This window comes from Streptomyces sp. NPDC048461 (assembly GCF_055587105.1).
Genome location: NZ_JBVJGW010000003.1, coordinates 225,598 through 247,386, shown reverse-complemented (window position 1 = coordinate 247,386; position 21,789 = coordinate 225,598). Strand labels below are relative to the sequence as shown.

Annotated in this window: 17 protein-coding genes; 7 read left to right on the top strand and 10 right to left on the bottom strand. The window is 73.7% G+C overall.

The genetic code is table 11. From position 1 onward, the window contains the following. Positions 1 to 65: 65 nt before the first annotated feature. From murD to rsmH, 7 genes are all read right to left on the bottom strand, one after another. Entirely contained in the window at positions 66 to 1,493 is a 1,428-nt protein-coding gene (gene murD / locus ACZ6S8_RS06690) for a UDP-N-acetylmuramoyl-L-alanine--D-glutamate ligase (protein WP_469453122.1), read from the bottom strand. Further along, positions 1,475 to 2,545, bottom strand: coding sequence for a phospho-N-acetylmuramoyl-pentapeptide-transferase (mraY, locus tag ACZ6S8_RS06685; protein WP_469453120.1), 1,071 nt, complete (start codon positions 2,543 to 2,545; stop codon positions 1,475 to 1,477). The genes murD and mraY overlap by 19 nt, the downstream gene beginning before the upstream one ends. Then, on the bottom strand, positions 2,542 to 3,966 hold the full coding sequence (locus ACZ6S8_RS06680; RefSeq protein WP_469453118.1) for a UDP-N-acetylmuramoyl-tripeptide--D-alanyl-D-alanine ligase: 1,425 nt from the start codon (positions 3,964 to 3,966) through the stop codon (positions 2,542 to 2,544). The genes mraY and ACZ6S8_RS06680 overlap by 4 nt, the downstream gene beginning before the upstream one ends. Beyond that, positions 3,963 to 5,672: a UDP-N-acetylmuramoyl-L-alanyl-D-glutamate--2,6-diaminopimelate ligase gene (locus ACZ6S8_RS06675; RefSeq protein WP_469453117.1), complete on the bottom strand. Its 1,710-nt coding sequence runs from the start codon at positions 5,670 to 5,672 to the stop codon at positions 3,963 to 3,965. The genes ACZ6S8_RS06680 and ACZ6S8_RS06675 overlap by 4 nt, the downstream gene beginning before the upstream one ends. Positions 5,673 to 5,716: 44 nt before the next feature. Next, a complete protein-coding gene (locus ACZ6S8_RS06670; RefSeq protein WP_469453115.1) occupies positions 5,717 to 7,744 on the bottom strand; it encodes a peptidoglycan D,D-transpeptidase FtsI family protein in 2,028 nt (675 codons plus the stop codon). A gap of 126 nt (positions 7,745 to 7,870) precedes the next feature. Further along, positions 7,871 to 8,497 carry a cell division protein FtsL gene (gene ftsL, locus ACZ6S8_RS06665; protein WP_469453113.1) on the bottom strand — a complete coding sequence of 209 codons (627 nt, stop codon included), beginning with the start codon at positions 8,495 to 8,497 and terminating at the stop codon, positions 7,871 to 7,873. Next, complete coding sequence (gene rsmH / locus ACZ6S8_RS06660; RefSeq protein WP_469453112.1) at positions 8,494 to 9,453, bottom strand: 16S rRNA (cytosine(1402)-N(4))-methyltransferase RsmH; 960 nt, start codon at positions 9,451 to 9,453, stop codon at positions 8,494 to 8,496. Before rsmH ends, ftsL begins: the two co-directional genes overlap by 4 nt. A gap of 349 nt (positions 9,454 to 9,802) precedes the next feature. Here rsmH and ACZ6S8_RS06655 point away from each other — a divergent pair, with 349 nt between their 5' ends. The 4 genes from ACZ6S8_RS06655 (at position 9,803) to ACZ6S8_RS06640 (ending at position 15,364) form a co-directional block, all read left to right on the top strand. Continuing rightward, positions 9,803 to 10,414 (top strand): beta-class carbonic anhydrase, encoded by a 612-nt coding sequence (locus tag ACZ6S8_RS06655; protein WP_469453111.1) that lies wholly within the window; start codon positions 9,803 to 9,805, stop codon positions 10,412 to 10,414. 137 nt (positions 10,415 to 10,551) lie between these two features. Then, positions 10,552 to 11,562, top strand: a complete 1,011-nt coding sequence (locus ACZ6S8_RS06650) for an AAA family ATPase (protein ID WP_383927955.1) — start codon at positions 10,552 to 10,554, stop codon at positions 11,560 to 11,562. Then, positions 11,562 to 12,932 carry a DUF58 domain-containing protein gene (locus ACZ6S8_RS06645; protein ID WP_469453109.1) on the top strand — a complete coding sequence of 457 codons (1,371 nt, stop codon included), beginning with the start codon at positions 11,562 to 11,564 and terminating at the stop codon, positions 12,930 to 12,932. The genes ACZ6S8_RS06650 and ACZ6S8_RS06645 overlap by 1 nt, the downstream gene beginning before the upstream one ends. Further along, on the top strand, positions 12,929 to 15,364 hold the full coding sequence (locus ACZ6S8_RS06640) for a transglutaminase TgpA family protein (RefSeq protein WP_469453108.1): 2,436 nt from the start codon (positions 12,929 to 12,931) through the stop codon (positions 15,362 to 15,364). The genes ACZ6S8_RS06645 and ACZ6S8_RS06640 overlap by 4 nt, the downstream gene beginning before the upstream one ends. 456 nt (positions 15,365 to 15,820) lie before the next feature. Here the strand turns inward: ACZ6S8_RS06640 and ACZ6S8_RS06635 are convergent, their stop codons facing one another. From ACZ6S8_RS06635 to ACZ6S8_RS06625, 3 genes are read right to left on the bottom strand one after another with little or no spacing between them, the layout of a single operon-like run. Further along, positions 15,821 to 16,459: a TetR/AcrR family transcriptional regulator gene (locus ACZ6S8_RS06635; RefSeq protein WP_383900358.1), complete on the bottom strand. Its 639-nt coding sequence runs from the start codon at positions 16,457 to 16,459 to the stop codon at positions 15,821 to 15,823. Positions 16,460 to 16,503: 44 nt separating this feature from the next. Continuing rightward, positions 16,504 to 18,591 carry a YhgE/Pip family protein gene (locus tag ACZ6S8_RS06630; RefSeq protein ID WP_469453106.1) on the bottom strand — a complete coding sequence of 696 codons (2,088 nt, stop codon included), beginning with the start codon at positions 18,589 to 18,591 and terminating at the stop codon, positions 16,504 to 16,506. Next, positions 18,563 to 19,570, bottom strand: coding sequence for an ATP-binding cassette domain-containing protein (locus ACZ6S8_RS06625; RefSeq protein WP_469453105.1), 1,008 nt, complete (start codon positions 19,568 to 19,570; stop codon positions 18,563 to 18,565). Before ACZ6S8_RS06625 ends, ACZ6S8_RS06630 begins: the two co-directional genes overlap by 29 nt. A 172-nt stretch (positions 19,571 to 19,742) precedes the next feature. Between ACZ6S8_RS06625 and ACZ6S8_RS06620 the strand changes: the two genes are divergently transcribed. The 3 genes from ACZ6S8_RS06620 (at position 19,743) to ACZ6S8_RS06610 (ending at position 21,779) form a co-directional block, all read left to right on the top strand. Then, complete coding sequence (locus ACZ6S8_RS06620; RefSeq protein WP_469453103.1) at positions 19,743 to 20,234, top strand: SAV_6107 family HEPN domain-containing protein; 492 nt, start codon at positions 19,743 to 19,745, stop codon at positions 20,232 to 20,234. Positions 20,235 to 20,307: 73 nt separating this feature from the next. Then, entirely contained in the window at positions 20,308 to 21,066 is a 759-nt protein-coding gene (locus ACZ6S8_RS06615; protein ID WP_469453102.1) for a methyltransferase, read from the top strand. A gap of 311 nt (positions 21,067 to 21,377) precedes the next feature. Further along, positions 21,378 to 21,779 carry a DUF3040 domain-containing protein gene (locus ACZ6S8_RS06610; RefSeq protein ID WP_386522007.1) on the top strand — a complete coding sequence of 134 codons (402 nt, stop codon included), beginning with the start codon at positions 21,378 to 21,380 and terminating at the stop codon, positions 21,777 to 21,779. Positions 21,780 to 21,789: the final 10 nt, after the last annotated feature.

Below are 21,789 nucleotides of genomic sequence, written 5' to 3'. Positions count from 1 at the left end.
ATCTTCCCCTCCACTCGTACGGGGCGAGCGGCCGGCCGGAGGGAACCCGCCTCGGAGCCTTCGGCCTAGGCGCTCTCGGCGGCCAGTTCGCGCACCGCGTCGGCGAACGCGTCCCCGCGCTTGTTGTAGTTCGCGAACATGTCCATGGATGCGCAGGCGGGCGCCAGCAGGACCGTGTCGCCGGGCTCGGCGAGCCGGGCCGCCTCCCGCACCGCCGCGAGCATCGCCCCAGTGTCGGTCCGGTCGAGGTCGGTGACCGGGACCTCGGGCGCGTGTCGCGCCAGCGCCTCGGCGATCAGGGCCCGGTCGGCGCCGATCAGCACGACGGCCCGCAGCCGCTTCGCGGACCGGACCACGAGCTCGTCGAAGGTCGCGCCCTTGGCGAGCCCCCCGGCGATCCACACGATCGGCTCGAAGGCCGCCAGGGAGGCCTCCGCGGCGTGCGTGTTGGTGGCCTTGGAGTCGTCGATGTACGTGACGGAGGCGACCTCGTCCACGTACGCGACGCGGTGGGCGTCCGGGCGGAAGTTGCGCAGCCCGTCGCGGACCGCGCGCGGCTCCACGCCGAAGGCGCGGGCCAGGGCGGCCGCGGCGAGGGCGTTGGCGATGTTGTGCGGGGCGGGCGGGTTGACGTCCTCGACCTGCGCCAGTTCCTGGGCGTTCTTGTGCCGGTCGGCGACGAAGGCGCGGTCGATGAGGATGCCGTCGACCACGCCGAGCATGGAGGGGCCGGGGGCGCCGAGGGTGAAGCCGATGGCCCGGCAGCCCTCTTCGACGTCCGCCTCCACCACGAGGTCCTCGGTGGCCCGGTCGGCGACGTTGTAGACGCAGGCGACCGTGTTGCCCTCGTAGATGCGGCCCTTGTCGGCGGCGTAGGCCTCCATCGAGCCGTGCCAGTCGAGGTGGTCGGGCGCCAGGTTGAGCACGGCCGCGGAGTGGGCGCGCAGGGACGGCGCCCAGTGCAGCTGGTAGCTGGAGAGTTCGACGGCGAGCACGTCGTACGCGCCCTCCTGGAGCACCACGTCGATGATCGGGGTGCCGATGTTGCCGACGGCCGCGGTCCGCAGGCCGGCGGCCTTGAGGATCGACGCGAGCATCTGGGTGGTGGTGGTCTTGCCGTTGGTCCCGGTGATGGCGAGCCACGGCGCGGCGTTCTCGCCGCGCAGCTGCCAGGCGATCTCCACGTCGCCGACCACGTCGACGCCGGCCTGCGCGGCCGCCGCGAAGAGCGGGCTGTCGGGCTTCCAGCCGGGCGAGGTGACGACCAGGTCGGTCCCCTCGGGCAGGGTCTGCGCGTCCGCGAGGCGCACCGCGATCCCGGCCGCCTCCAGCTCCGCTGCGCGGGCGCGGTGGCCCTCGCTGTCGCCGCCGTCGACGACGGTCACGGATGCGCCGAAGCCGGCCAGGGCGCGGGCGGCACTGATGCCGCTCACGCCGAGACCGGCGACGGTGATGTTCTTGCCCTGCCAGGACGTCACTTGTCCGCTGCCCATCCCGCGTAGAAGAGACCGAGACCCACGATCACGCACATGCCCTGGATGATCCAGAAGCGGACCACCACAAGGACTTCGGACCACCCCTTGAGTTCGAAGTGGTGCTGCAGCGGTGCCATCCGGAAGACGCGCTTGCCGGTCAGCTTGAAGGAGCCGACCTGGATGACGACCGACATGGTGATGAGGACGAAGAGACCGCCGAGGAGCGCCATCAGGAACTCGGTGCGGGAGCAGATCGCGAGGCCGGCGAGCGCGCCGCCGAGGGCCAGCGAGCCGGTGTCGCCCATGAAGATCTTCGCGGGCGAGGTGTTCCACCACAGGAAGCCGAAGCAGGCGCCCATCAGGGCGGAGGCGACGACGGCCAGGTCGAGCGGGTCCCGCACCTCGAAACAGGCGTTCGGGTACGGCAGGGTCTGCGCGTTGGCGCAGGACTCCTGGTACTGCCAGACGCCGATGAAGGTGTAGGCGCCGAAGACCATCACGGCGGCGCCGGTGGCCAGGCCGTCCAGACCGTCGGTCAGGTTCACGCCGTTGGACATCGCCAGGATCATGAACAGGGCCCAGAGCACGAACAGCACCGGGCCGATCGACCAGCCGAAGTCCGTGACGAACGACAGCCTGTCGGAGGCCGGGGTGAGCCCGCGCGAGTCCTTGAACTGGAGCGCGAGCACCGCGAACGCGATGCCGACGATCAGCTGCCCGGACATCTTCGCCTTGGCGCGCAGGCCGAGCGAGCGCCGCTTGACGATCTTGATGTAGTCGTCGAGGTAGCCGACGACGCCCATGCCCGCCATGAGGAACAGCACGAGCAGGCCCGAGAGGCTCACCGGCTCGCCGGTGATGACCTTCGTCAGGGCGTACGCGATGAGCGTCGCCAGGATGAAGGAGATGCCGCCCATGGTGGGCGTGCCCTTCTTCCCGGCGTGGCCGCGGGGGCCGTCGTCGCGGATGAACTGGCCGTAGCCCTTGCGGGCCAGCAGCTTGATCAGCAGCGGGGTGCCGATGAGGGTCAGGAACAGGCCGATGACTCCGGCGAACAGGATCTGCCTCATCGGTCGGCGACCCCGCCCTCGCGCTCCAGCAATGCCAGCGCGACCCGCTCCAGACCGATCGACCTCGAAGCCTTCACCAGCACGACGTCACCCGGGCGCAGCTCACTGCGCAACAGGTCGACCGCCGCCTGCGCGTCGGACACGACCACCGACTCCTCACCCCACGAACCCTCGTTATATGCGCCCAGTTGCAACCAGGACGCTTCCCTGCCCCCGACTGCGACGAGCTTGCTCACGTTGAGCCGGACGGCAAGCCGTCCCACCGCGTCGTGTTCGGCGAGCGATGCGTCACCGAGCTCGGCCATGGGGCCGAGCACCGCCCACGTGCGTCCCCCGGCGGCCCGCGCGGAGCCCCCCATCGCGGCAAGTGCGCGCAGAGCGGCCCGCATGGACTCCGGGTTCGCGTTGTAGGCGTCGTTGACGATCGTCACGCCGTCCGCCCGCTCGGTGACCTCCATCCGCCACCGGGACAAGGTGCCCGCCCCGGAGAGCGCGGTGGCGATCTCCTCGACGGACATGCCCAGTACATGGGCGACGGCGGCCGCGGCGAGCGCGTTCGACACGTGGTGCTCACCGTACAGCCGCAAGGTCACTTCGCCGCACCCGGTGGGTGTGTGGAGTGTGAAGGAGGGCTGTCCCGCGTCCGTCATGCGGACGTCGGTGGCCCGGACGTCGGCGTCCTCGGCCTCGCCGAAGAGCACCGTACGGGCCTTGGTGCGGGCGGACATGGGGCGTACGAGCGGGTCGTCGGCGTTGAGGACGGCGACGCCGCCCTCGGCCTCGGACGGCAGCGCCTCGACCAGCTCGCCCTTGGCCAGCGCGATCTGCTCGCGGCCGCCGAACTCGCCGATGTGGGCGGTGCCGACGTTCAGCACGAGCCCGATGCGCGGCGGGGTCAGTCCGGTGAGGTACGCGATGTGGCCGATCCCCCGGGCCCCCATCTCCAGCACCAGGTGCCGGGTCTCCGCGGTGGCCTTCAGGGCGGTGAGCGGCAGGCCGATCTCGTTGTTGAGGGAGCCGGGCGTCCACACGGTGGGGGCGTGGGTCTGGAGCACCTGGGCGATGAGGTCCTTGGTGGACGTCTTGCCCGCGGAGCCCGTCAGGGCGACCACGTCGGTGCCGAGGCGTTCGACGACGGCCCGGGCGAGGGCGCCGAGCGCCTTCTCGACGTCGGGCACGACGACGGCGGGCACGCCGACGGGCCGGGCCGCGAGGACGGCCGCCGCGCCCGCGGCGACCGCGCGCTCCGCGTAGTCGTGGCCGTCGACGTGCTCGCCGTCGAAGGCGGCGAAGAGGCTGCCGGCCTCCACCTGGCGGGAGTCGATGACGACGGGCCCGCTGATCCGCACCGACGGATCCGGTATGTCGTGGGGCCGCCCGCCGGTGATGTCGGCGATCTCGGCGAGGGAGAGGTCGATCACTGGTTCACCTCGGCCTGTGGGGCGTTCGTTGCTCTGCTCTGCGCAGCCTGGCGTTCGATCGCGGCGCGGAGCACCGTGCGGTCGTCGAAGGGGCGGACGGTGCCCGCCGTGTCCTGGCCCTGCTCGTGCCCCTTGCCCGCCACCAGGACGGTGTCCCCGGGCTCGGCGCGCGCCACGGCTGCGGCGATGGCCGCGGCCCGGTCGGCGTCGACCAGGACGGTGCCGCGCTCGGCGGGCGGTACGGAGACGGCGCCTTCGAGCATCGCGGCGAGGATCGCGAGGGGGTCCTCGGAGCGCGGGTTGTCGGAGGTGAGGACGGCGACGTCGGCGTACCGGGCGGCCGCCGCGCCCATGGGGCCGCGCTTGGTGGTGTCGCGGTCGCCGCCGCAGCCGAGCACGATGTGCAGCCGGCCCTCGGTGACCTCGCGCAGGGCGCGCAGGACGGATTCGACGGCGTCCGTCTTGTGGGCGTAGTCGACGACGGCGAGGTACGGCTGCCCCGCGTCCACCCGCTCCAGCCGGCCGGGGACGCCGGGGACCGCGGCGACGCCGTCGGCGGCGGTCTGCGGGTCGATGCCGGCGGCGGCGAGGGTGACGATCGCGGCCACGGTGTTGGCGACGTTGAACGGGCCGGGCAGCGGCGCGGTGGCCCGGACGCGCTGTCCGGCTGGGCCGGTCAGGGTCAGGGTGGAGCTCGCCGGGCCGAACACCACGTCCTCGGCACGCCAGTCGGCGGCCGGGTCACCGGTGGCGGAGAAGGTGGTGACCGGGATCGCGGTCTCCTTGGCGAGGCGGCGGCCGTACTCGTCGTCGAGGTTGACCACGCCGAGGCGGGCGCGGCGCGCGGTGAACAGCCCCGCCTTCGCCTGGAAGTAGTCCTCCATGTCGGAGTGGAACTCCATGTGCTCCGGGCTCAGGTTGTTGAAGACGGCGACGTCGAAGACGCAGCCGTCCACGCGCCCGAGCACCAGGGCGTGGCTGGAGACCTCCATGGCGACGGCCTCGACCCCGCGTTCGCGCATGACGGCGAACAGGGCCTGCAGGTCGGTGGCCTCGGGGGTGGTCCGCTCCGACTTGATGCGCTCGTCGCCGATGCGCATCTCGACGGTGCCGACGAGCCCGGTGCTGCGGCCGGCGGCCCGGAGCCCGCCCTCGACGAGGTACGCCGTGGTGGTCTTGCCGGAGGTGCCGGTGATGCCGATCTGGAGCAGGCCCTCGCCGGGCCGCCCGTAGATCGCCGCGGCCAGCTCGCCCATCCGGCCGCGCGGGTCCGGGGCGATCAGGACCGGCAGTCCGGTCGCGGCGGCGCGCTCCGCCCCCGCGGGGTCGGTCAGCACGGCGGCGGCGCCGAGGCCGGCCGCCTGGGCGGCGAAGTCGGCGCCGTGGGTGCGGGCGCCCGCCAGGGCCGCGTACAGGTCTCCGGGGCGCACCGCACGGGAGTCGTGGGTGATGCCGGTGATCTGTGTGGCGGCCGGTTCCGGCAGGCCCAGCAGCGCTGCCAGAGCGCCCAGTGGCGTCGGGCTGGCGGACTCGGGCCGGGGCGCTCCCGGCGGCACTGCCGGGGCGTCCTTCTGGGTGGTTCTGGGCTGATCAGCGTGGGACACGGCGGTGAGCGTACCGGGCGCGGCGGGCCGCTCGCGAAGCGAGGGCCCGGCCCCGGTGCCGGCGGTCGGCTGGTTCCCGGGTTTCGGGGTGATCGTTGTCACTGGTGGTGCCTCACGCATTTCTGGCGGGCCGGCCGGGCTGGGGGTCACCGGCCGGGCTGCGGACTGGGCTGCGGGCCGGGCTGCGGGCCGGGTTCGAAGGTGACCGGTAGTCCGGCGGGGGCGGTTCCGGTGGGGGCGACCTGGAGGGTCTTGAGGGCGAACTCCATGACCTTCTTGTAGATGGGGCCGCAGATCTGGCCGCCGAAGTAGCTGCCCTTGGTGGGGTTCTGGATGGCGCAGTAGACGGTGACGCGGGGGTTGTCGGCGGGTGCGAACCCGGCGAAGGAGGCGGTGTAGCCCTTGTAGCGGCCGGTGGCCGGATCCACCCGGTTGGAGGTGCCGGTCTTGCCGCCGACCCGGTAGCCGGGGATGCGGGCCTTGGTGCCGGTGCCGTCCTGGTCGTCGACCACGGATTCGAGCATCTCGGCCAGCGTCTTGGCGGTCTCCTTGCTGACCACCTGGCTCCGTTCCGGGGCCGGGGCCGGGGTGAAGCGCCCGTCGGGGCCCTTGGTGCCGCGCACGAGGGTCGGCTCGATCCGGACCCCGCCGTTGGCGATGGTCGAGTACACGGAGGCCGCCTGCATGGCGTTGAGGGACATGCCCTGGCCGAACGGGATCGTGTACTGCTGCGAAGTGGACCAGGCCTCCGGCGCGGCGAGGATGCCGCGGGACTCGCCGGGGTAGTTCAGGCCGGTGGGCCGTCCCATGCCGAACTTGGTGAGGTAGGAGTGCAGCACCTTGTTGGCCTCGGGCTGGGTGGGGCCGAGCTGCCCGGTGGCCAGGATGGTGCCGATGTTGGAGGACTTGGCCAGGACGCCGTTGAGGGTCAGGTACCAGGTCGGGTGGTCGATGTCGTCCTTGAACAGCCGGTCCCCGCGGTGGAGCCGGTTGGGGACCTCCACGTGGGTGCCGGGCGTGGCCTTCTTCTCCTCCAGTACGGCGGCCATCGACATCACCTTGGCGGTGGAGCCGGGCTCGTACACGTCCTGGAGCGCCGCGTTGCCCATGGCGGTGGAGCGGGCGCGGGTCAGGTCGTTGGGGTCGAAGCCGGGGGCGTTGGCCATGGCGAGGATCTCGCCGGTGCCGGTGTCCTGGACGATGACGTAACCGCGGTCGGCCCCGGACTTCTGGACCTGCTCGGCGATGGCGCTCTGGGCCGCCCACTGGATGTCGCGGTCGATGGTCAGCTCGATGTCCTCGCCGGGTACGGCGGGCTTCTCGCTGGATCCGGCGGTGGGCACCCGGCGGCCGCCGGACTGGGCGTAGGTGACCTCGCCGTCCTTGCCGGACAGCTTCTTGTCGAGGGAGGACTCCAGGCCGCCGCCGCCCTTGCCCTCGGCGTTGACGTAACCCAGTATCCCGGCGGCGAGGTCGCCGCCCGGGTACACGCGCTTGCTGCTGTTCTCGTTGAACACGCCGGCCAGGACGTTGGCGCCGGGACCGTTGTTGCGCTTGTCGGCGGCCGCCTTGTCCGCGAAGACCCGCTTGAGGTCCTTGATCTGGTTCCAGACCTGGGGGGTCTGCCGGTAGGCGATCACGACGTAGCGGGTGTTCGGGGTCCTCAGCCGCGCGGCGAGCTCCTTGGCGTCCTTGCCGAGGATGGGCGCGAGGAGGGCCGCGGCCTGCTCGGGGGCGTCCGGGGCCTTGCTGTCCTGCGGGGTGAACATCTTCGGGTCGGCGGTGATGTCGTACGCGTCGACGCTGGTGGCCAGGGCCACGCCCTTGCGGTCGGTGATCTCACCGCGCTCGGCGGCCAGCCTGACGCTGGTGTAGCGGTTCTTGGAGGCCTCGGCGGAGAAGGCCGGGGCGTCCACGGCCTGGACCTGGAGCAGCCGGACCACGAAGGCGAGCATGACCAGGGTCAGCCCGACGCCGACCAGGCGCAGCCGGGGCCTGGGGCTGCCGAGCCGGATGGTGTGCGGCCTCGACGGTCCGGCCGCCGGGCGGCGGGTCGCGGGCCGGGTCGCGGGCCGGGATGCGGGGCGCGCGCCGCCCGCGGCGCGGGCCCGGTCCCCCGGGCGCGGCCGCCCGGGTCCGGGGACCCGCCGGCGCGGCGGCTCCTGCGGGCTCACGCCGCGCCCCCGGAGGGGCGGCGGGCAGCGCCGCGGAGCGGGTCCGCGCCCGGGTTGCGGGGGCTCCGCCCCGCTCCGGGGGCGGGCGGGGCGGGGGTGGGTCCCGCAGGGGTCCGCGTCACGACGTCACCTTCCGGGGGGCTGGCTGGGCTGCTGGGAACCGCCGGTGGCGGCCGGGGCCTGCCCGGGCGGGGCGGCCGCCGCGGACGCCGCCGGGGACGCCGGGGCGGAGGAGGACCCGGCCGGGGGCGGCGTGCCCGGGGTCTGGGAGGGGTTCGGGGCCGGGGCCTGGCCCTGGGTGGGTGCCGGGGACGGCGGCGGGGACGGCGGGGGCGGGGCCTCGGCCGGGGCGGCGGCGCCGGCGACCTTGCCGTCCGGGCTGATGAAGACCGGGCTGCCGCCGGGGACGAGGCCCAGCTCCTGCGCCCGGCGCTGCAGCGCGTCGGGGGCGGAGTAGGCGTCGACATCGCGCTGGAGCGCCTGTTCCTCGTCGGTGAGGACGGTGGTCTCCTTCTTGAGCTTGCTCAGGCGGAAGGAGCCCTCGTTCAGCGCCGAGTTCAGCAGCAGCAGGCTGATCAGGCCGCCGCCGAGCAGGGCCACGACCAGCAGGACGAACGGCATCCGGGCCGCCTGTCCCGCGGAGGAGCCCGCGGGACGGGCGCCGGGGCGGCCGCCGAGGGCCTTGCCGACGCGGGCCGCCCGGCCGCGCGTCAGCGTGGCGAACTTCCCCGCCTTGCCGCCCCCGGCCGTCACAGCTTCGCCTCCCGGATGCGTTCGACGCCGCGGCAGCGTGCCGGGGCGGCCCGCCGGTTCTCGGCGATCTCCTCCTCGGTGGGCAGTTCCGCGCCGCGCGTCAGCAGCTTCAGCTTCGGCTGGTACTTCTCCGGGACCACCGGCAGTCCGGGCGGGGCCGTGGAGGTCGCGCCCGCCGCGAAGACCTGCTTCACCAGGCGGTCCTCCAGCGAGTGGTACGAGAGCACCGCGATCCGGCCGCCGACCGCGATCCGGTCGACCGCCGCCGGGATCGCCCGCTCCAGGCCCGACAGCTCGCCGTTGACCTCGATGCGCAGCGCCTGGAAGGTCCGCTTGGCGGGGTTGCCGCCGGTGCGCTTGGCCGCCTGGGGCAGGGAGTCGCGGATCAGCTCGACCAGCCGGGCGCTGTTGGTGAAGGGCTCCTTCTCCCGCTCCCGGACGACCGCGGACACGATCCGCTTGGCCTGCTTCTCCTCGCCGTACTGGCGCAGGATGCGCACCAGTTCGCCCGGCGCGTAGGTGTTGAGCACCTCGGCGGCGCTGATGCCCGTCGTCTGGTCCATCCGCATGTCCAGCGGCGCGTCCTGGGCGTACGCGAACCCGCGCTCGGCCTCGTCGAGCTGCATGGAGGAGACGCCGAGGTCGAAGAGGACGCCCTGGACGGTGGGGATGCGCAGCCCGTCCAGGACCTCGGCGAGGTCGGCGTAGATCGCGTGGACGAGGGTGGCCCGGTCGCCGAAGGGTGCGAGCCGTTCGCCGGAGAGCCGCAGGGCCTCCTTGTCGCGGTCGAGGCCGATCAGGTGCGCCTCGGGGAAGCGGGTGAGCAGGGCCTCGCTGTGGCCGCCGAGGCCGAGGGTGCAGTCGACGACGACGGCCCCGGGCCTCTCCAGCGCCGGGGCCAACAGGTCCAGGCACCGCTGGAGCATCACCGGGACATGTCGGGACTCGCTAGTCAAAGCGCCCTCTCAGATAACGGCGCACCGCGCGCACGCACCGCCGGGTCCCCACCCGCTCGGGAGCGGTACCCGTCCGGCGGCACCGGGGAAGCCGGCCCCGGCCGGCCGGTGAGCGGGAGGGGGCCGGGCCGTGCGTACGCGCCGCGCACGCGGAGTGTTCGTCGGGGGCCGGGCGGCCGGTCAGGGCCGGGCTCCGGCCGGTTCGCGTCACTTTAGTGCAACGGTCGCCGCGGTCAACGAACCGCCCCGCGCGCCGTGCGACCCTCTCCGGGGGAAGCGGCAAATGCCGTGAATCACCCGTACGGGCGCCTCCGCCTCACCCCTGTGGGTTAGCTCACACCAAGGCCGGTTGACCTTCTTTGTCCGTCCTCACCAACTGCCCGGACCGGGCGTGACCATTAACGTCGTATCCATGACGACATCCGCATCCCTGCCCGCCAAGCCCACGCCCGAGGTCTCCGGCGCCGGCGTCACCGACCGACTGGTCGAGGCGAACCGGCGGTACGCGGCGGAGTTCGCCGACCCCGGCATGGACGCCCGCCCCGTCCTGCACGTCGCCGTCGTGGCCTGCATGGACGCCCGCCTCGACCTGCACGCCGCCCTCGGCCTGGAACTCGGCGACTGCCACACGATCCGCAACGCGGGCGGCGTGGTCACCGACGACACCATCCGCTCCCTCACCATCAGCCAGCGGGCCCTCGGGACCCGCACGGTGATACTCATCCACCACACCGGCTGCGGCCTCGAAAGCCTGACCGAGGACTTCCGGCACGAGCTGGAGGACGAGGTCGGCCAGCGCCCGGCCTGGGCCGTGGAGGCCTTCCGGGACGTGGACCAGGACGTCCGCCAGTCCATGCAGCGGGTGCGGACCAACCCCTTCCTGCCGCACACCGACGATGTGCGAGGCTTCGTCTTCGACGTGCACACCGGCCTCCTGCGGGAGATCGATCCCGGCTCCTGAGTGACACGAGGCCGTGGCGCCGTCAAGAATGCGGGGAGACGCCTTCCGGGAACCCCCGGAACCGGTGTCCGTGTTTCGGGGTGGGCCGGTCATGCGCCAAGGGCGGTCGGCCCGGGGAAAGGGCCGAGGAGAACCAGGTGACGACGTATGACGACCGAGCGAGCCTCGCGGATCTGACCAGCACGGCGGAGCGCGTGCGCCAGTCGGTCGAAAGCGTGATCGAGGGCAAGCCGGAGGTCGTGCGCCTGGCGCTGACCGTCCTGCTCGCCGAGGGACACCTGCTGATCGAGGACGTCCCCGGCGTCGGCAAGACCATGCTCGCCAAGACGCTCGCCAAGTCCATCGACTGCTCGGTGCAGCGCATCCAGTTCACCCCGGACCTGCTGCCCTCCGACATCACCGGCGTGAGCATCTACGACCAGCAGCGGCGCGAGTTCGAGTTCAAGCCGGGCGCGATCTTCGCGCAGATCGTCATCGGCGACGAGATCAACCGCGCCTCGCCCAAGACCCAGTCCGCGCTGCTGGAGTCGATGGAGGAGCACCAGGTCACCATCGACGGCACCACGTACGCGCTGCCGACCCCCTTCATGGTCGTCGCCACCCAGAACCCGGTGGAGATGGAGGGCACCTACCCGCTCCCCGAGGCGCAGCGCGACCGCTTCATGGCCCGCGTCTCCGTCGGCTACCCCAGCCCCGAGGCCGAGCTCCAGATGCTCGACGTGCACGGCGGGCTCTCCCCGCTCGACGACCTGACGGCCGTCGCGCACGCGCACGACATCGTCAAGCTGATCGAGGCCGTCCGCGAGGTGTACGTCGCCGAGCCCGTCCGGCGCTACGTCGTCGACCTGGTCTCGGCCACCCGCAGCCACCCGGACCTGCGCCTGGGCGCCTCCCCCCGCGCCACCCTGCACCTGCTGCGCGCCGTGAAGGCGTCCGCCGCGCTCTCCGGCCGGGAGTACGTGCTGCCCGACGACGTGCAGGCCCTGGCCTCCCCGGTGCTCGCGCACCGGCTGCTGCCCACCGCGCAGGCCCAGCTCAACCGGCGCACCGCCGAGCAGGTCGTCCAGGACATCCTGCAGCGGACCCCCGTACCCGCGGCGCACGCCCGCGGCGAGATGCCGCCCGGCGCCGGCATCCGGGGCTTCTGATGGACGCCGGTGGCCCGGCTGAGGAAGGCCGCGGCGCCGGCGGACTGCGCGCGTCGCTGTCCGGGCTGACCACGCGCGGCCGCTCGTTCCTGGCCGCCGGGATCGCCGCCGCCGCCTGTGCGTACGTACTGGGACAGGGCGAGCTGCTCCGGGTCGGGCTGCTGCTGGCCGTGCTGCCGCTGATCTGCGTCCTGGCGCTGCACCGGACCCGCCACCGGGTGTCCGGCAGCCGCCGGCTCACCCCGGGGCGGGTCTCCGCGGGCGCCGAGGCCCGGGTCCAGCTGCGCCTGGACAACGTCTCCCGCCTCCCCACCGGCCTGCTCATGCTGCAGGACCGGGTGCCGTACGTGCTGGGCCCGCGCCCCCGGTTCGTACTGGACCGGGTCGAGCCCGGGGGGCGCCGCGAGGTGTCCTACCGGGTCCGCTCCGACCTGCGCGGCCGCTACCCGCTGGGCCCGCTCCAGCTGCGGCTGAGCGACCCGTTCGGGCTGGTCGAGCTGACCCGCTCGTTCTCCGCGTACGACACCCTCACCGTCATCCCGCGCACCGAGCCGCTGCCCCCCGTCCGCCTGGCGGGCGAGGCGTCCGGCTACGGCGACGGCAGCCGCCGCTCGCTGGCCCTGGCCGGCGACGACGACGTGATCCCCCGCAGCTACCGGCGCGGCGACGACCTGCGCCGGGTCCACTGGCGCTCCACCGCGCGCTACGGCGAACTGATGGTGCGCCGCGAGGAGCAGCCGCAGCGCAGCCGGGCGACCGTCCTGCTGGACACCCGGCGCCTGGCCTTCGAGGGCGCGGGCCCCGACTCGGCGTTCGAGTGGGCGGTGTCCGGGGCCGCCTCGACCCTGGTGCACCTCCTGGAGCGGGGCTTCTCGGTGCGGCTCCTCACGGACACCGGCGACTCGGCGCCCGGCGAGGGCGGCAGCGGCGGGTTCTCCGCCTCCGGCGGGCAGGACTCCGCGACGGCCGCCGGACTGATGATGGACACCCTCGCCGTGGTCGGGCACTCCGACGGCGCCGGTCTCTCGCGGGCCCACGACGCGGTGCGCGGCAGCGGCGGATTCGGCGGCGACGCCGGCGACGGGCTGCTCGTCGCCTTCCTCGGCGACCTGGACGACGTACAGACGGAGCTGGCGGCCAGAATGCGCCAGCGCGCCGGGGGCGCCGTCGCCTTCGTGCTGGACTCCGCCACCTGGGCGGGCCGTCCGGCGCAGGAGCACGCGCTGCCGCCCGTGGAAGAACGGCTGCGCAGGCTGCGCGACGCGGGCTGGACGGCACTGGCCGTCCAGCCCGGGGCGGCCTTCGGCGAGCTGTGGAGACAGGCCGGGAGGACTCCGTCCGGCCCGGGTACCACCGGAGGTCGGGGATGAGCGGGCGCGCGAGACTGACCCTGTTCGCGGCACTGGCGACGCTGCTCGCCTCGTGGTCGCTGGCCCCGCTGGTGGAGTCGGCGACCTGGCTGCTGCAGGCGGCGCTGCTGCTGGCGGTGCAGAGCGTGGTGGGGGCCGGGGCGCGGCGGGTGCCGCTGGCGCGGTCGCTGACCGTGGCCGCGCAGCTGCTGGTGTCGCTGCTGCTGCTCGCGCTCCTCTTCGGCGGCCGGGCCGGTACCGGCGGGTCCGGTCCGGTGGCGTACCTGGTGACGGACTTCGGGGCGCTGTTCCGGCAGGGCGCCTTCGACGTCGGCGAGTACGCGATCCCGGCCCCGCTGACCGACGGCATCCGGCTGCTGCTGGTCTCCGGGGTGCTGCTGATCGGGCTGCTGGTGGACTTCCTGGCGGTGACCATGCGCGCCGCCGCGGCGGCCGGACTGCCGCTGCTCGCGCTGTACTCGGTGGCCGCGGGCCTGTCGGGCGGGGGCGAGGCCTCGTGGGTCTCCTTCCTGCTGGCGGGCTGCGGGTACCTGATGATGCTGCTGAGCGAGGGCCGCGACCGGCTGGCGCAGTGGGGCCGGGTCTTCGGCGGGACCCCGCCCGGCCGGGTCTCGGCCGCCTCGGGCCTCGGCGCGGGTCCGGGCGGCGGGCGGGCGGCGGCTCCCGGGCGGACCGGGCGGCGGATCGGCGTGATGGCCCTGGGCGTGGCCCTGGTGGTGCCCGCGCTGCTGCCCGCGCTCGGCAGCGGGCTGGTGGGCCCGCAGGGCGGCGGTGACGGCAGCGGCGGCGGGACGGGCGGGACGATCTCGGCGGTCAACCCGCTGGTCTCGCTGCAGAACAGCCTGAACGCGCAGGACAACCGGGTGGTGCTGAAGTACCGGACGGACAGCCCGCAGCTGGGCGAGCAGTACCTGCGGATCCTGGCGCTCGACGAGTTCGACGGGGTCAAGTGGGAGGCCTCGGGGCGGGCGCTGACCGATGTGCCCGAGCGGCTGCCGAACCCGCCCGGACTCGGCGACCAGGTCCGCCAGGGCGCGCAGGAGGTGCAGACCAGCATCTCGGCGGCCGAGGGCTACAGCCAGCGCTACCTCCCGATGCCGTACCCGGCCACGTCGGTCCAGATCGGCGGCAAGTGGCGCTTCGAGCCGGTCGGCCGGACCCTGGTCGGCGACCAGCTGGGCAAGGAGCGGTTCCAGAACGTCCAGGGCGCGGGGTACATCGTTCGGAGCCTGCTGCTGAAGCCGACGGCCCGGCAGCTGCAGAACGCCCCCGCCCCGAACGCGGCCGTCCGGGCCGAGTACACGAAGCTGCCGGACACCCTGCCGCCGGTGGTCGGGGAGACGGCGCGCCAGGTCACGCAGGGCGCGCGGGACGACTACACGCGGGCCGTGAAGCTGCAGGACTACTTCGCCGTGAGCGGCGGCTTCCGCTACAACACGAAGACCGCCTCGGGGACGGGCTCCCAGGCCGTCGCCCGCTTCCTCGCCGAGAAGGAGGGCTTCTGCGTCCACTTCGCCTTCTCGATGGCGGCGATGTCCCGCTCGCTCGGCATCCCGGCACGGGTCGCGGTCGGCTTCACCCCCGGCGAGCGGCAGTCGGACGGCAGCGTGAACGTGACCATGCGGGACGCGCACGCCTGGCCCGAGCTGTACTTCGAGGGCGTGGGCTGGACCCGGTTCGAGCCCACGCCGCGGTCGGGCATCTCGGTGCCGGACTACTCCCGGCCGCAGGCCCCGGTGGCCCAGCCGTCGGCGCCCGCGCCGCTGCCCTCGACGGGCGCGTCGGCGCCCGCTCCGGCGCCGTCCGCGTCCGAGGACTGCCCGCCGGAGCTGAAGCGGCTCGGCGAGTGCGGCGGTCCGGTGCTCCGGCAGGACGCCTCGGGCGGTGGCGGGACCTCGGTGCCGGCCGTGCTCGGCTGGGTCGCGGCCGCGGTGGTGGTCCTGGGCCTCCCGCTGCTCCCGCTGCTGTGGCGGACCCGGGCACGGGCCCGCCGGCTGGGCACCGGCGAGGTGCCGGCGGCCTGGCGGGAACTGCGGGACGCCGCCTGGGACGTGGGCGTGCCGCCGGACGGGGCGCTGTCCCCGCGCCGGGCCGCGGCCCGGATCGTGGAGCTGGGCGCGCTGGAGCCGGAGGCCGCCGCGGCGGCCCACCGGGTCGCGGGCGCCGTGGAGCGGGAGCTGTACGCGCCGCCGGGCGCGCAGGCCCCGTACCCGGAACTGGCGGACGACGTGCTGCTGACCCGGGCCGGGCTGCTGGCCGGGACCGGCCGCGGCGGGCGGCTGCGGGCGCTGCTGCTGCCGCGCTCGGCGGCCCGGGTGTCCTGGGCGGTGTCCGCCCGCCGGGCGGCGCTGGCCTCGGCGGTCGCGGCCCGGCTGGCGCCGGTGCGGCTGGCGGCCGGGCGGCTGCGGCTGCCCCTGCGGGGGCGCGGCTGAGACCGGGGCGGAAGTGGGGGCGGGGCCGGATCGCGCGGGACGCGGTCCGGCCCCGCCGTCGTACGGGGGGCGTCGCTCCCGGACCGCCGGGCGGCTCGTGACGGCACGCACGCGGCGGGGCCCGCGCCCGCTCCCGGCCGTGAACGCACGGACGCGGCGGGGCTCGATCCCCCCGAGCCCCACCGCGTGCGCGTACCGCGTCACCGGGTCCCCCGCCCGGTCACGGAGGAGGTGCCCGGTCCGCTCCGCGGCCCCGTGTCCGCGGTGCGGACCGGGTCTCCCGTCCGTTGCCCCCAGTCTGCCGTCCGCGCAGGTGGGGCCCATCCGCGCACGTACTCATCTCGTACCTGGGTACGGATACTCAGGCGCCGCGGCGGGCCCCACCAGTTGTACGGGCCCGCGCCCCCGGACGGCACCGCCGACCGGGGGGCACCGCGGGTCTTCCGGGCCGACGGGTCAGCGGTTTCCGCTGACCCGGCCCCGCAGGAGCAGGGACAGGGCCGAGTGCACGTCGTCCAGCGACCGCTCGCTCTGGAAGGACTGCCAGTCCAGGGCGGCCACCAGCACCATCCCGACCATCGCGGCCGCCGTCAGCGGGACGTCGATCTCGGCGCTCAGCTCACCGCGCTCGACGCCCTCGCGCAGCACCGTCTCGACGACGGCCACGGCTTCCCGGCGGACCACCATGAGCGTGGACTGCCAGGTCCGGTTGGTCCGCCACAGCTCGGCCACGTACAGCTGGGTGAAGGCCGGGTAGCGGTCGATGAAGACGAGGCCGGCCCGGATCATCGCGTCGAGCGCCTCGACCCGGGTGCCGCCCCGGGCCTCGGTCTCCTCCGCCGCCGTCCGCAGCGAGACGGTCAGCAGGCCGACCCCGTGCCGCAGCAGCTCCTCGAACAGGTCGTTCTTGCTGGCGAAGTTGTAGTAGACGGTGCCCTTGGCGACCCCCGCCCGCTCGGCGATCTCCTCGACCGTGGTCGCCGAGAAGCCCTTCTCCGCGATGAGGGTCACGGCCGCTTCGTAAAGCTTCTGCCGGGTGGCCTGGCGTCGGCCGCCGGTGACCGTGCCGCCCGTACCGGTGCTGCTGCTTTCCATGGCGCTGATTCTCACAGGTCGACACATCCCCCACGGGCTCGGTGCTACAGGCTCAGTTCCGGGTGCAGCCGGTCCATGGTCCACACCTGCTTGCCGCGGGCTGCGAGTGCGGTGAGGGCCAGCGCCCCCACGGTGAAGGCCGTCAGGACCGCGCAGCCCTGCCAGACCGGGGCGAGGTCCCCGCCGGTGATGAGGCGGCGCAGGCTCTCCACGACGTACGACATCGGCAGGTACGGGTGGATCGCGTTGAAGAAGCCGGGACTGGTCTGAACGGGGTAGGTGCCGCCCGCCGAGGTCAGCTGGAGCATCAGGACGGCCAGGACCAGGATGCGTCCGGCGGCGCCGAACTTGGCGTTCAGCCACTGGACGATCGCCGCGAAGCAGCCGGTGACCAGGAACAGGAAGCCGACGGTGAGCGCCGGCCGCTCCATCTCCAGGCCGAGGCCCCAGTGGAGCACGGCCATCAGCAGGCCCACCTGCGCGGCGCCGAGACCGGCCACGGGCAGCCAGCCGGCCAGGGCGATCCGCCAGGGAGAGGCTCCGGCGGACAGGGCCCGCCGGTTCATCGGGGCGATGAGCATGTAGGCGACCATCGCGCCGACCCAGAGGGACAGCGGGATGAAGTACGGGGCGAAGCCGGTGCCGTAGTTGGGCGCCTTGTGCAGGGACTGGTTGGCCAGCTGGACCGGGTCGGCCATGACCTCGGTGCGGGCGTCGCGCTGCTTGTCGTCGTAGTCGGGGATCTTGCCGACGCCGTCGTGCAGGCCGCCGGCGAGCTCTCCGCTGCCGTCGACGAGCTTGTAGATGCCGCCGTCGAGGCTGTGCGCGCCGTCGCCGAGCTTGCCGACGCCGGCGTCGATCTTGCCGGAGCCGGTGGTGGCGGAGCCGATGCCGGTGTGCAGCTGGGCCATGCCGGCGGCGACCTGGTGGGCGCCCTTGTTGAGGGCGTTCACCTGGGTGACGGCGGCGTCGATGTCGCCGGAGAGGGCGGGCGCCCGCTCGACGACGAGACGGGCCTGCTTCTCCAGTTCGGTCAGCTGCTTCTTGAGGGTGCCGAGGTCTCCGTTGGCACCCTTGACCAGGGTGTCGAGGTCGCCGCTGAGCTCGGCGGCCTGCGCCGCGTCGTCCTTGACCTTCTTCAGGTCGGCGCAGGACGCGAGGAGCGGGTCGACCCCGGGGGTGAGGCAGCGCTTCGTGTAGTACGCGTCCAGGCCCGAGGCGACCTGCTTGGTGCGGGTGGCGGCGAGCGGTGCCTTCTCGGCGATCTTGTCGAAGTGGCCGTTCACCACGCCGGCGGTGTCGGCGACCAACTCGGCGGTGGCCGCGAGCTGCTTGGGGTCCTTGAGGAACGGCTTGGCCTTCTCGGACACGCCGTTGACCGTGTCGGCGACCTTCTGGGTGCCGTCGGCGACGTCCTTGGTGCCGGTCTGCAGCTTGGCGGCGGCCGTGTTGAGCTTCTGCAGGCCCCCGGTCAGCTCGCCGGTCTTCTCCTTGGCCGTGTCGAGGCCGTCGGCGAGCTCCTTCGCACCCTCCTTGGCCTTGCCCGCGCCGTCCTTGAGCTTGTCGGCGCCGTCGGCGGCCTCGGCCGTCTTGTCGTGCAGGTCGGAGAAGGAGACGAAGATCTTGTCGAGGAAGCCACGGGAGGCGTTGGTGGACGCCGCGGAGCGGACCTCGGCGAAGACGGTGCGGGAGATCGAGCCGACGATGTAGTTGTTGGCGTCGTTGGTGCGCACCTGGAGGGCCCCGGTGGTGGGGTCCTCGCCGGAGCTGGAGGCGATCTTCGCGCTGAAGTCGGCGGGCATGGTGAGGGACAGGTAGTACGTCCCGTCCTCCAGCCCCTTCTCCGCCTGCTCGGCGCTCACCTCGCGCCAGTCGAAGGTCTTGCTGTCGTGGAGCTTCTTCGTTATCTCGTCGCCGGCGTCGAGGTGCTTGCCGTCGACGGTGGTGCCCCGGTCGGAGTTGACGAGGGCCACGGGCACCTTGTCGAGCCGGCTGTACGGGTCCCAGAAGGACCACAGGTACAGGGCTCCGTAGAGCAGGGGCAGCAGGAGCAGCGCGACGAGGGCGGCGCGGGGCAGCTTCCCCCGCCCGAACCGCTTGAGCTCAAGCGCGGCCAGCTTCGGCGATCGCATCGTCCGCCCCCTTCGTGTCGTCGTGCTCGGTGCCGTGCTCGGTGTCCTGCTCGGTGTCGTTCTTGTCGTCGTGCTTGTCGTCGTGCTTGTCGTCGTTCCCGGCCTCGGTGCTCGCGGTGGCCGTGGCGGCCTTCGGCTCGCCGTCGTCGCTGTCTTCGCCGGAGGCGGCGGCGCTCTGCGCGGCCGCCCCCCACGTGACCTTGGCGTCGGCGGCGGCGCGGCGGGACCGCGAGGCCGCGGCGGGTTCGGCCGGGGCGGCCGGCTCGGCGGGCGCCTCCTGCTCCGCGGGGCCGGTCCGCAGGACGACCGCGTCGTTCGGGGCCTCGCTGCAGACCGCGAGGACCGTGGTCCCGCGGGCGGCGATCGAGCGGAGCAGGGTCCAGGCCTCGGCGCGCTCGGCGTCCGAGAGCTTGAGGTCCAGGTCGTCCAGGGCCAGCAGGCGCGGCGAGCACAGCAGGGCGATGGCCACGGACAGCCGTACGTACTCCAGCCGTTCCAGGTCCCGCACGGAGGTCCGCGGGCCCTTCGGCAGCGCCGCCAGGTCCAGCCCGGCGGCGGCGAGGGCGTCGTCGATCCGGGCCCGGGCGCGGGCCTTGCGCTCGGCCCGGGGGCGCAGCAGGGCGCGGACCGGGCCGTCGTAGCGGCGCTGGAGCAGGGCGCCCTCGCGCAGCTGCTCGGCGACGGTGAGGGCCTGGTCGAGGTCGTTGACCCCGGGGACGGGGCCGAGGGCGGCGATGCGGCGGACCGCGGCCATCTTCTTCGGCAGCCGGTGGCGGCCGATCTCGGCGTGGCCCTCGGTGGCCTTCATCCGTCCGGTGAGCGCGAGGAGCAGGCAGGTGCGCCCGCTGCCGGAGGGGCCTTCGACCACGATGAGCGAGCCGGGCGCCGCGTCGACGCCGACGCCCCGGAAGGCCCAGCCGCGGGGTCCCTTGAGTCCGAAGTCCTCGGCTTTCACGGACGCGCCGTGCGGGCTGTCCACGCCGTCCCCCTTCATTTTGAACTGACCGGTCAGTTCAAAAACTAGCATCTTCTTCCGCATCAGGTGCGCAGCAGGGGGTAGTTGTCGATCTGTCACTCGCGTACCCGCAGGTCAACGCGATTGTCAGTGGCCCCCGTCACGATGGGGGCAACGCAACGACAGGAGGTTCGTCATGGCCACACCGTCCCCGTCCCCTGTCCACCCCGTCCTGCGCAAGTCGTCAGCCCCACCGGCCGCCGTCGACCTGCTCGCCAAGGCGCGCGACGGCCTGGCGGAGGCAGTGCAGCTGTCCCGTCCCAACGAGCGGTACGCCACCGCCCACCTCGCCGCGCTGCGCACCGCCGCGGCCGTGCTCGCCGCGCGCGGGCGGCCGGAGCCGGTGCACCCGCGCCGGCGGCCCCGCATCCGCAGCGCGTGGGAGGTGCTGCCGGAGATAGCGCCGGAGCTGGCCGAGTGGAGCGCCCTGTTCGCAGCCGGCGCCGACCGCCGGGCCCGGGCCGAGGCGGGGATAGCGGACGCGGCGAGCGGCCGGGACGCGGACGACCTCGTGCGTGCGGTGTCGATGTTCCTGCGGCTGGTGGAGCGGATGCTGGCCGTCCAGCCGCCCCCGCAGACCCTGCCCCAGCCGCGTCCGGAGCGTCCGGAGCGTCCGGACGCGGGATGAGCTGCCCAGCCGGGGAAGGCAATAGGGTGGGGCACTGACCGCTCACCCTTACCGCGCCGAGGAGCCATCAGCCGTGTCGGACACTTCCCGCCCCCGTGCCTCCCTCCGCACCGCCGTGGTGTGGGAGGTCCTCAAGGAGGCGCTCGACCGCCGGGTCAAGGCGACCGGCCGGGACGTGCTGGACGTGCTCGACACCGGCGGCGGCACCGGCAAGTTCGCCGTCCCGGTGGCCCGTCTGGGCCACCGGGTCACCGTGGTCGACCCCAGCCCGAACGCACTGTTCGGGCTGGAGCGCCGGGTGGCCGAGGCCGGCGTCGCCGACCTGGTGCGCGGGGTCCAGGGCGACGCCCAGGGCCTGCTCGACGTGGTCGAGCGCGACGCGTACGACGTGGTCCTCTGCCACGGCGTCCTGGAGTACGTGGACGACCCGGCCGAGGGCGTGGCCAACGCGGTCGCGGCCCTGCGCCCCGGCGGGGTCCTCAGCCTGCTCGCCGCCGGCCTCGGCGGGGCCGTCCTCGCCCGCGCGCTGGCCGGACACTTCACCGAGGCCCGCACCGCCCTCACCGACCCGGCCGGGCGCTGGGGCTCCGGCGACCCCGTGCCGCGGCGCTTCACCGCCGAGCAGCTCTCGGAGCTCGTCGGCGGGGCCGGCCTGGCGGTCGGCGCGGTGCACGGCGTACGGATCTTCGCCGACCTCGTACCGGGGGTCCTGGTGGACACCGAGCCGGGCGCGGTGGAGGCCTTGCTGCGCCTGGAGGAGGCCGCCGCCGAGCTGCCGGCCTTCCACGCGGTCGCCACCCAACTGCACGTCCTGGGCGAGAAGCAGGCCTGATCTGCGATCTTCCGGGGACGGACTCGGCCACTCACCCGCCGATCCGGCGCTCGGCCCCGTATGATCGGGTGCAGTGACCGGCATGGTGGACGCGCCATTGGGGAATCATCGCCCCGGTGACCGCCCCCGCGGCGGTACCGTTCGCGCAGTGGTGCGGTGGCTGGGTTATTTTGAGGCTGAGCCGTTTCACAGGCTGAGCTGTTTTAAAGAACGTGGCATAGAGGGCGGGTATCACGGGGGCGATTCCCCGCCTATCCTGAAGGGGACCCCTGGTCGCTACCCCCCGCGACCGACGGATGAGGAGGACTCCCGTGCCGCTCTCGGAGCACGAGCAGCGAATGCTCGAGCAGATGGAGCGAGCGCTGTACGCCGAAGATCCCAAGTTCGCGACAGCGCTTGAGGGAAGCGGACTGCGTACGTATACCCGTCGCCGGGTGTACCAGGCAGTCGCTGGCATTGTGGTGGGTATCGCGCTCCTCATGACCGGCGTGATCTGGCAGGACGTGCTCTGGATCAGCGTGGTGGGATTCCTCGTCATGCTGGCCTGTACGGTCCTCGTGGTCACCGGTTGGCGCAAAGCACCCAAGCCCGGCGAGCAGCCCGTCTCCGGCAGTGCAGGCGGTTCGGCCCACGGCCAGAACCGGCAGCGTCGGTCGATGATGACCCGCATCGAGGAACGGTGGCAGCGCCGCCGTGACGAGCAGGGGCAGTAGGCCCCGCACA

Excerpts from the sequence above, each read along its gene's own strand:
- ACZ6S8_RS06620 (WP_469453103.1), top strand. The coding sequence starts at position 19,743 with ATGGCCACACCGTCCCCGTCCCCTGTCCACCCCGTCCTGCGCAAGTCG.
- ACZ6S8_RS06645 (WP_469453109.1), top strand. The coding sequence starts at position 11,562 with ATGGACGCCGGTGGCCCGGCTGAGGAAGGCCGCGGCGCCGGCGGACTG.
- mraY (WP_469453120.1), bottom strand. The coding sequence starts at position 2,545 with ATGAGGCAGATCCTGTTCGCCGGAGTCATCGGCCTGTTCCTGACCCTC.
- murD (WP_469453122.1), bottom strand. The coding sequence starts at position 1,493 with ATGGGCAGCGGACAAGTGACGTCCTGGCAGGGCAAGAACATCACCGTC.
- ACZ6S8_RS06630 (WP_469453106.1), bottom strand. The coding sequence starts at position 18,591 with ATGCGATCGCCGAAGCTGGCCGCGCTTGAGCTCAAGCGGTTCGGGCGG.
- ACZ6S8_RS06635 (WP_383900358.1), bottom strand. The coding sequence starts at position 16,459 with ATGGAAAGCAGCAGCACCGGTACGGGCGGCACGGTCACCGGCGGCCGA.
- ACZ6S8_RS06640 (WP_469453108.1), top strand. The coding sequence starts at position 12,929 with ATGAGCGGGCGCGCGAGACTGACCCTGTTCGCGGCACTGGCGACGCTG.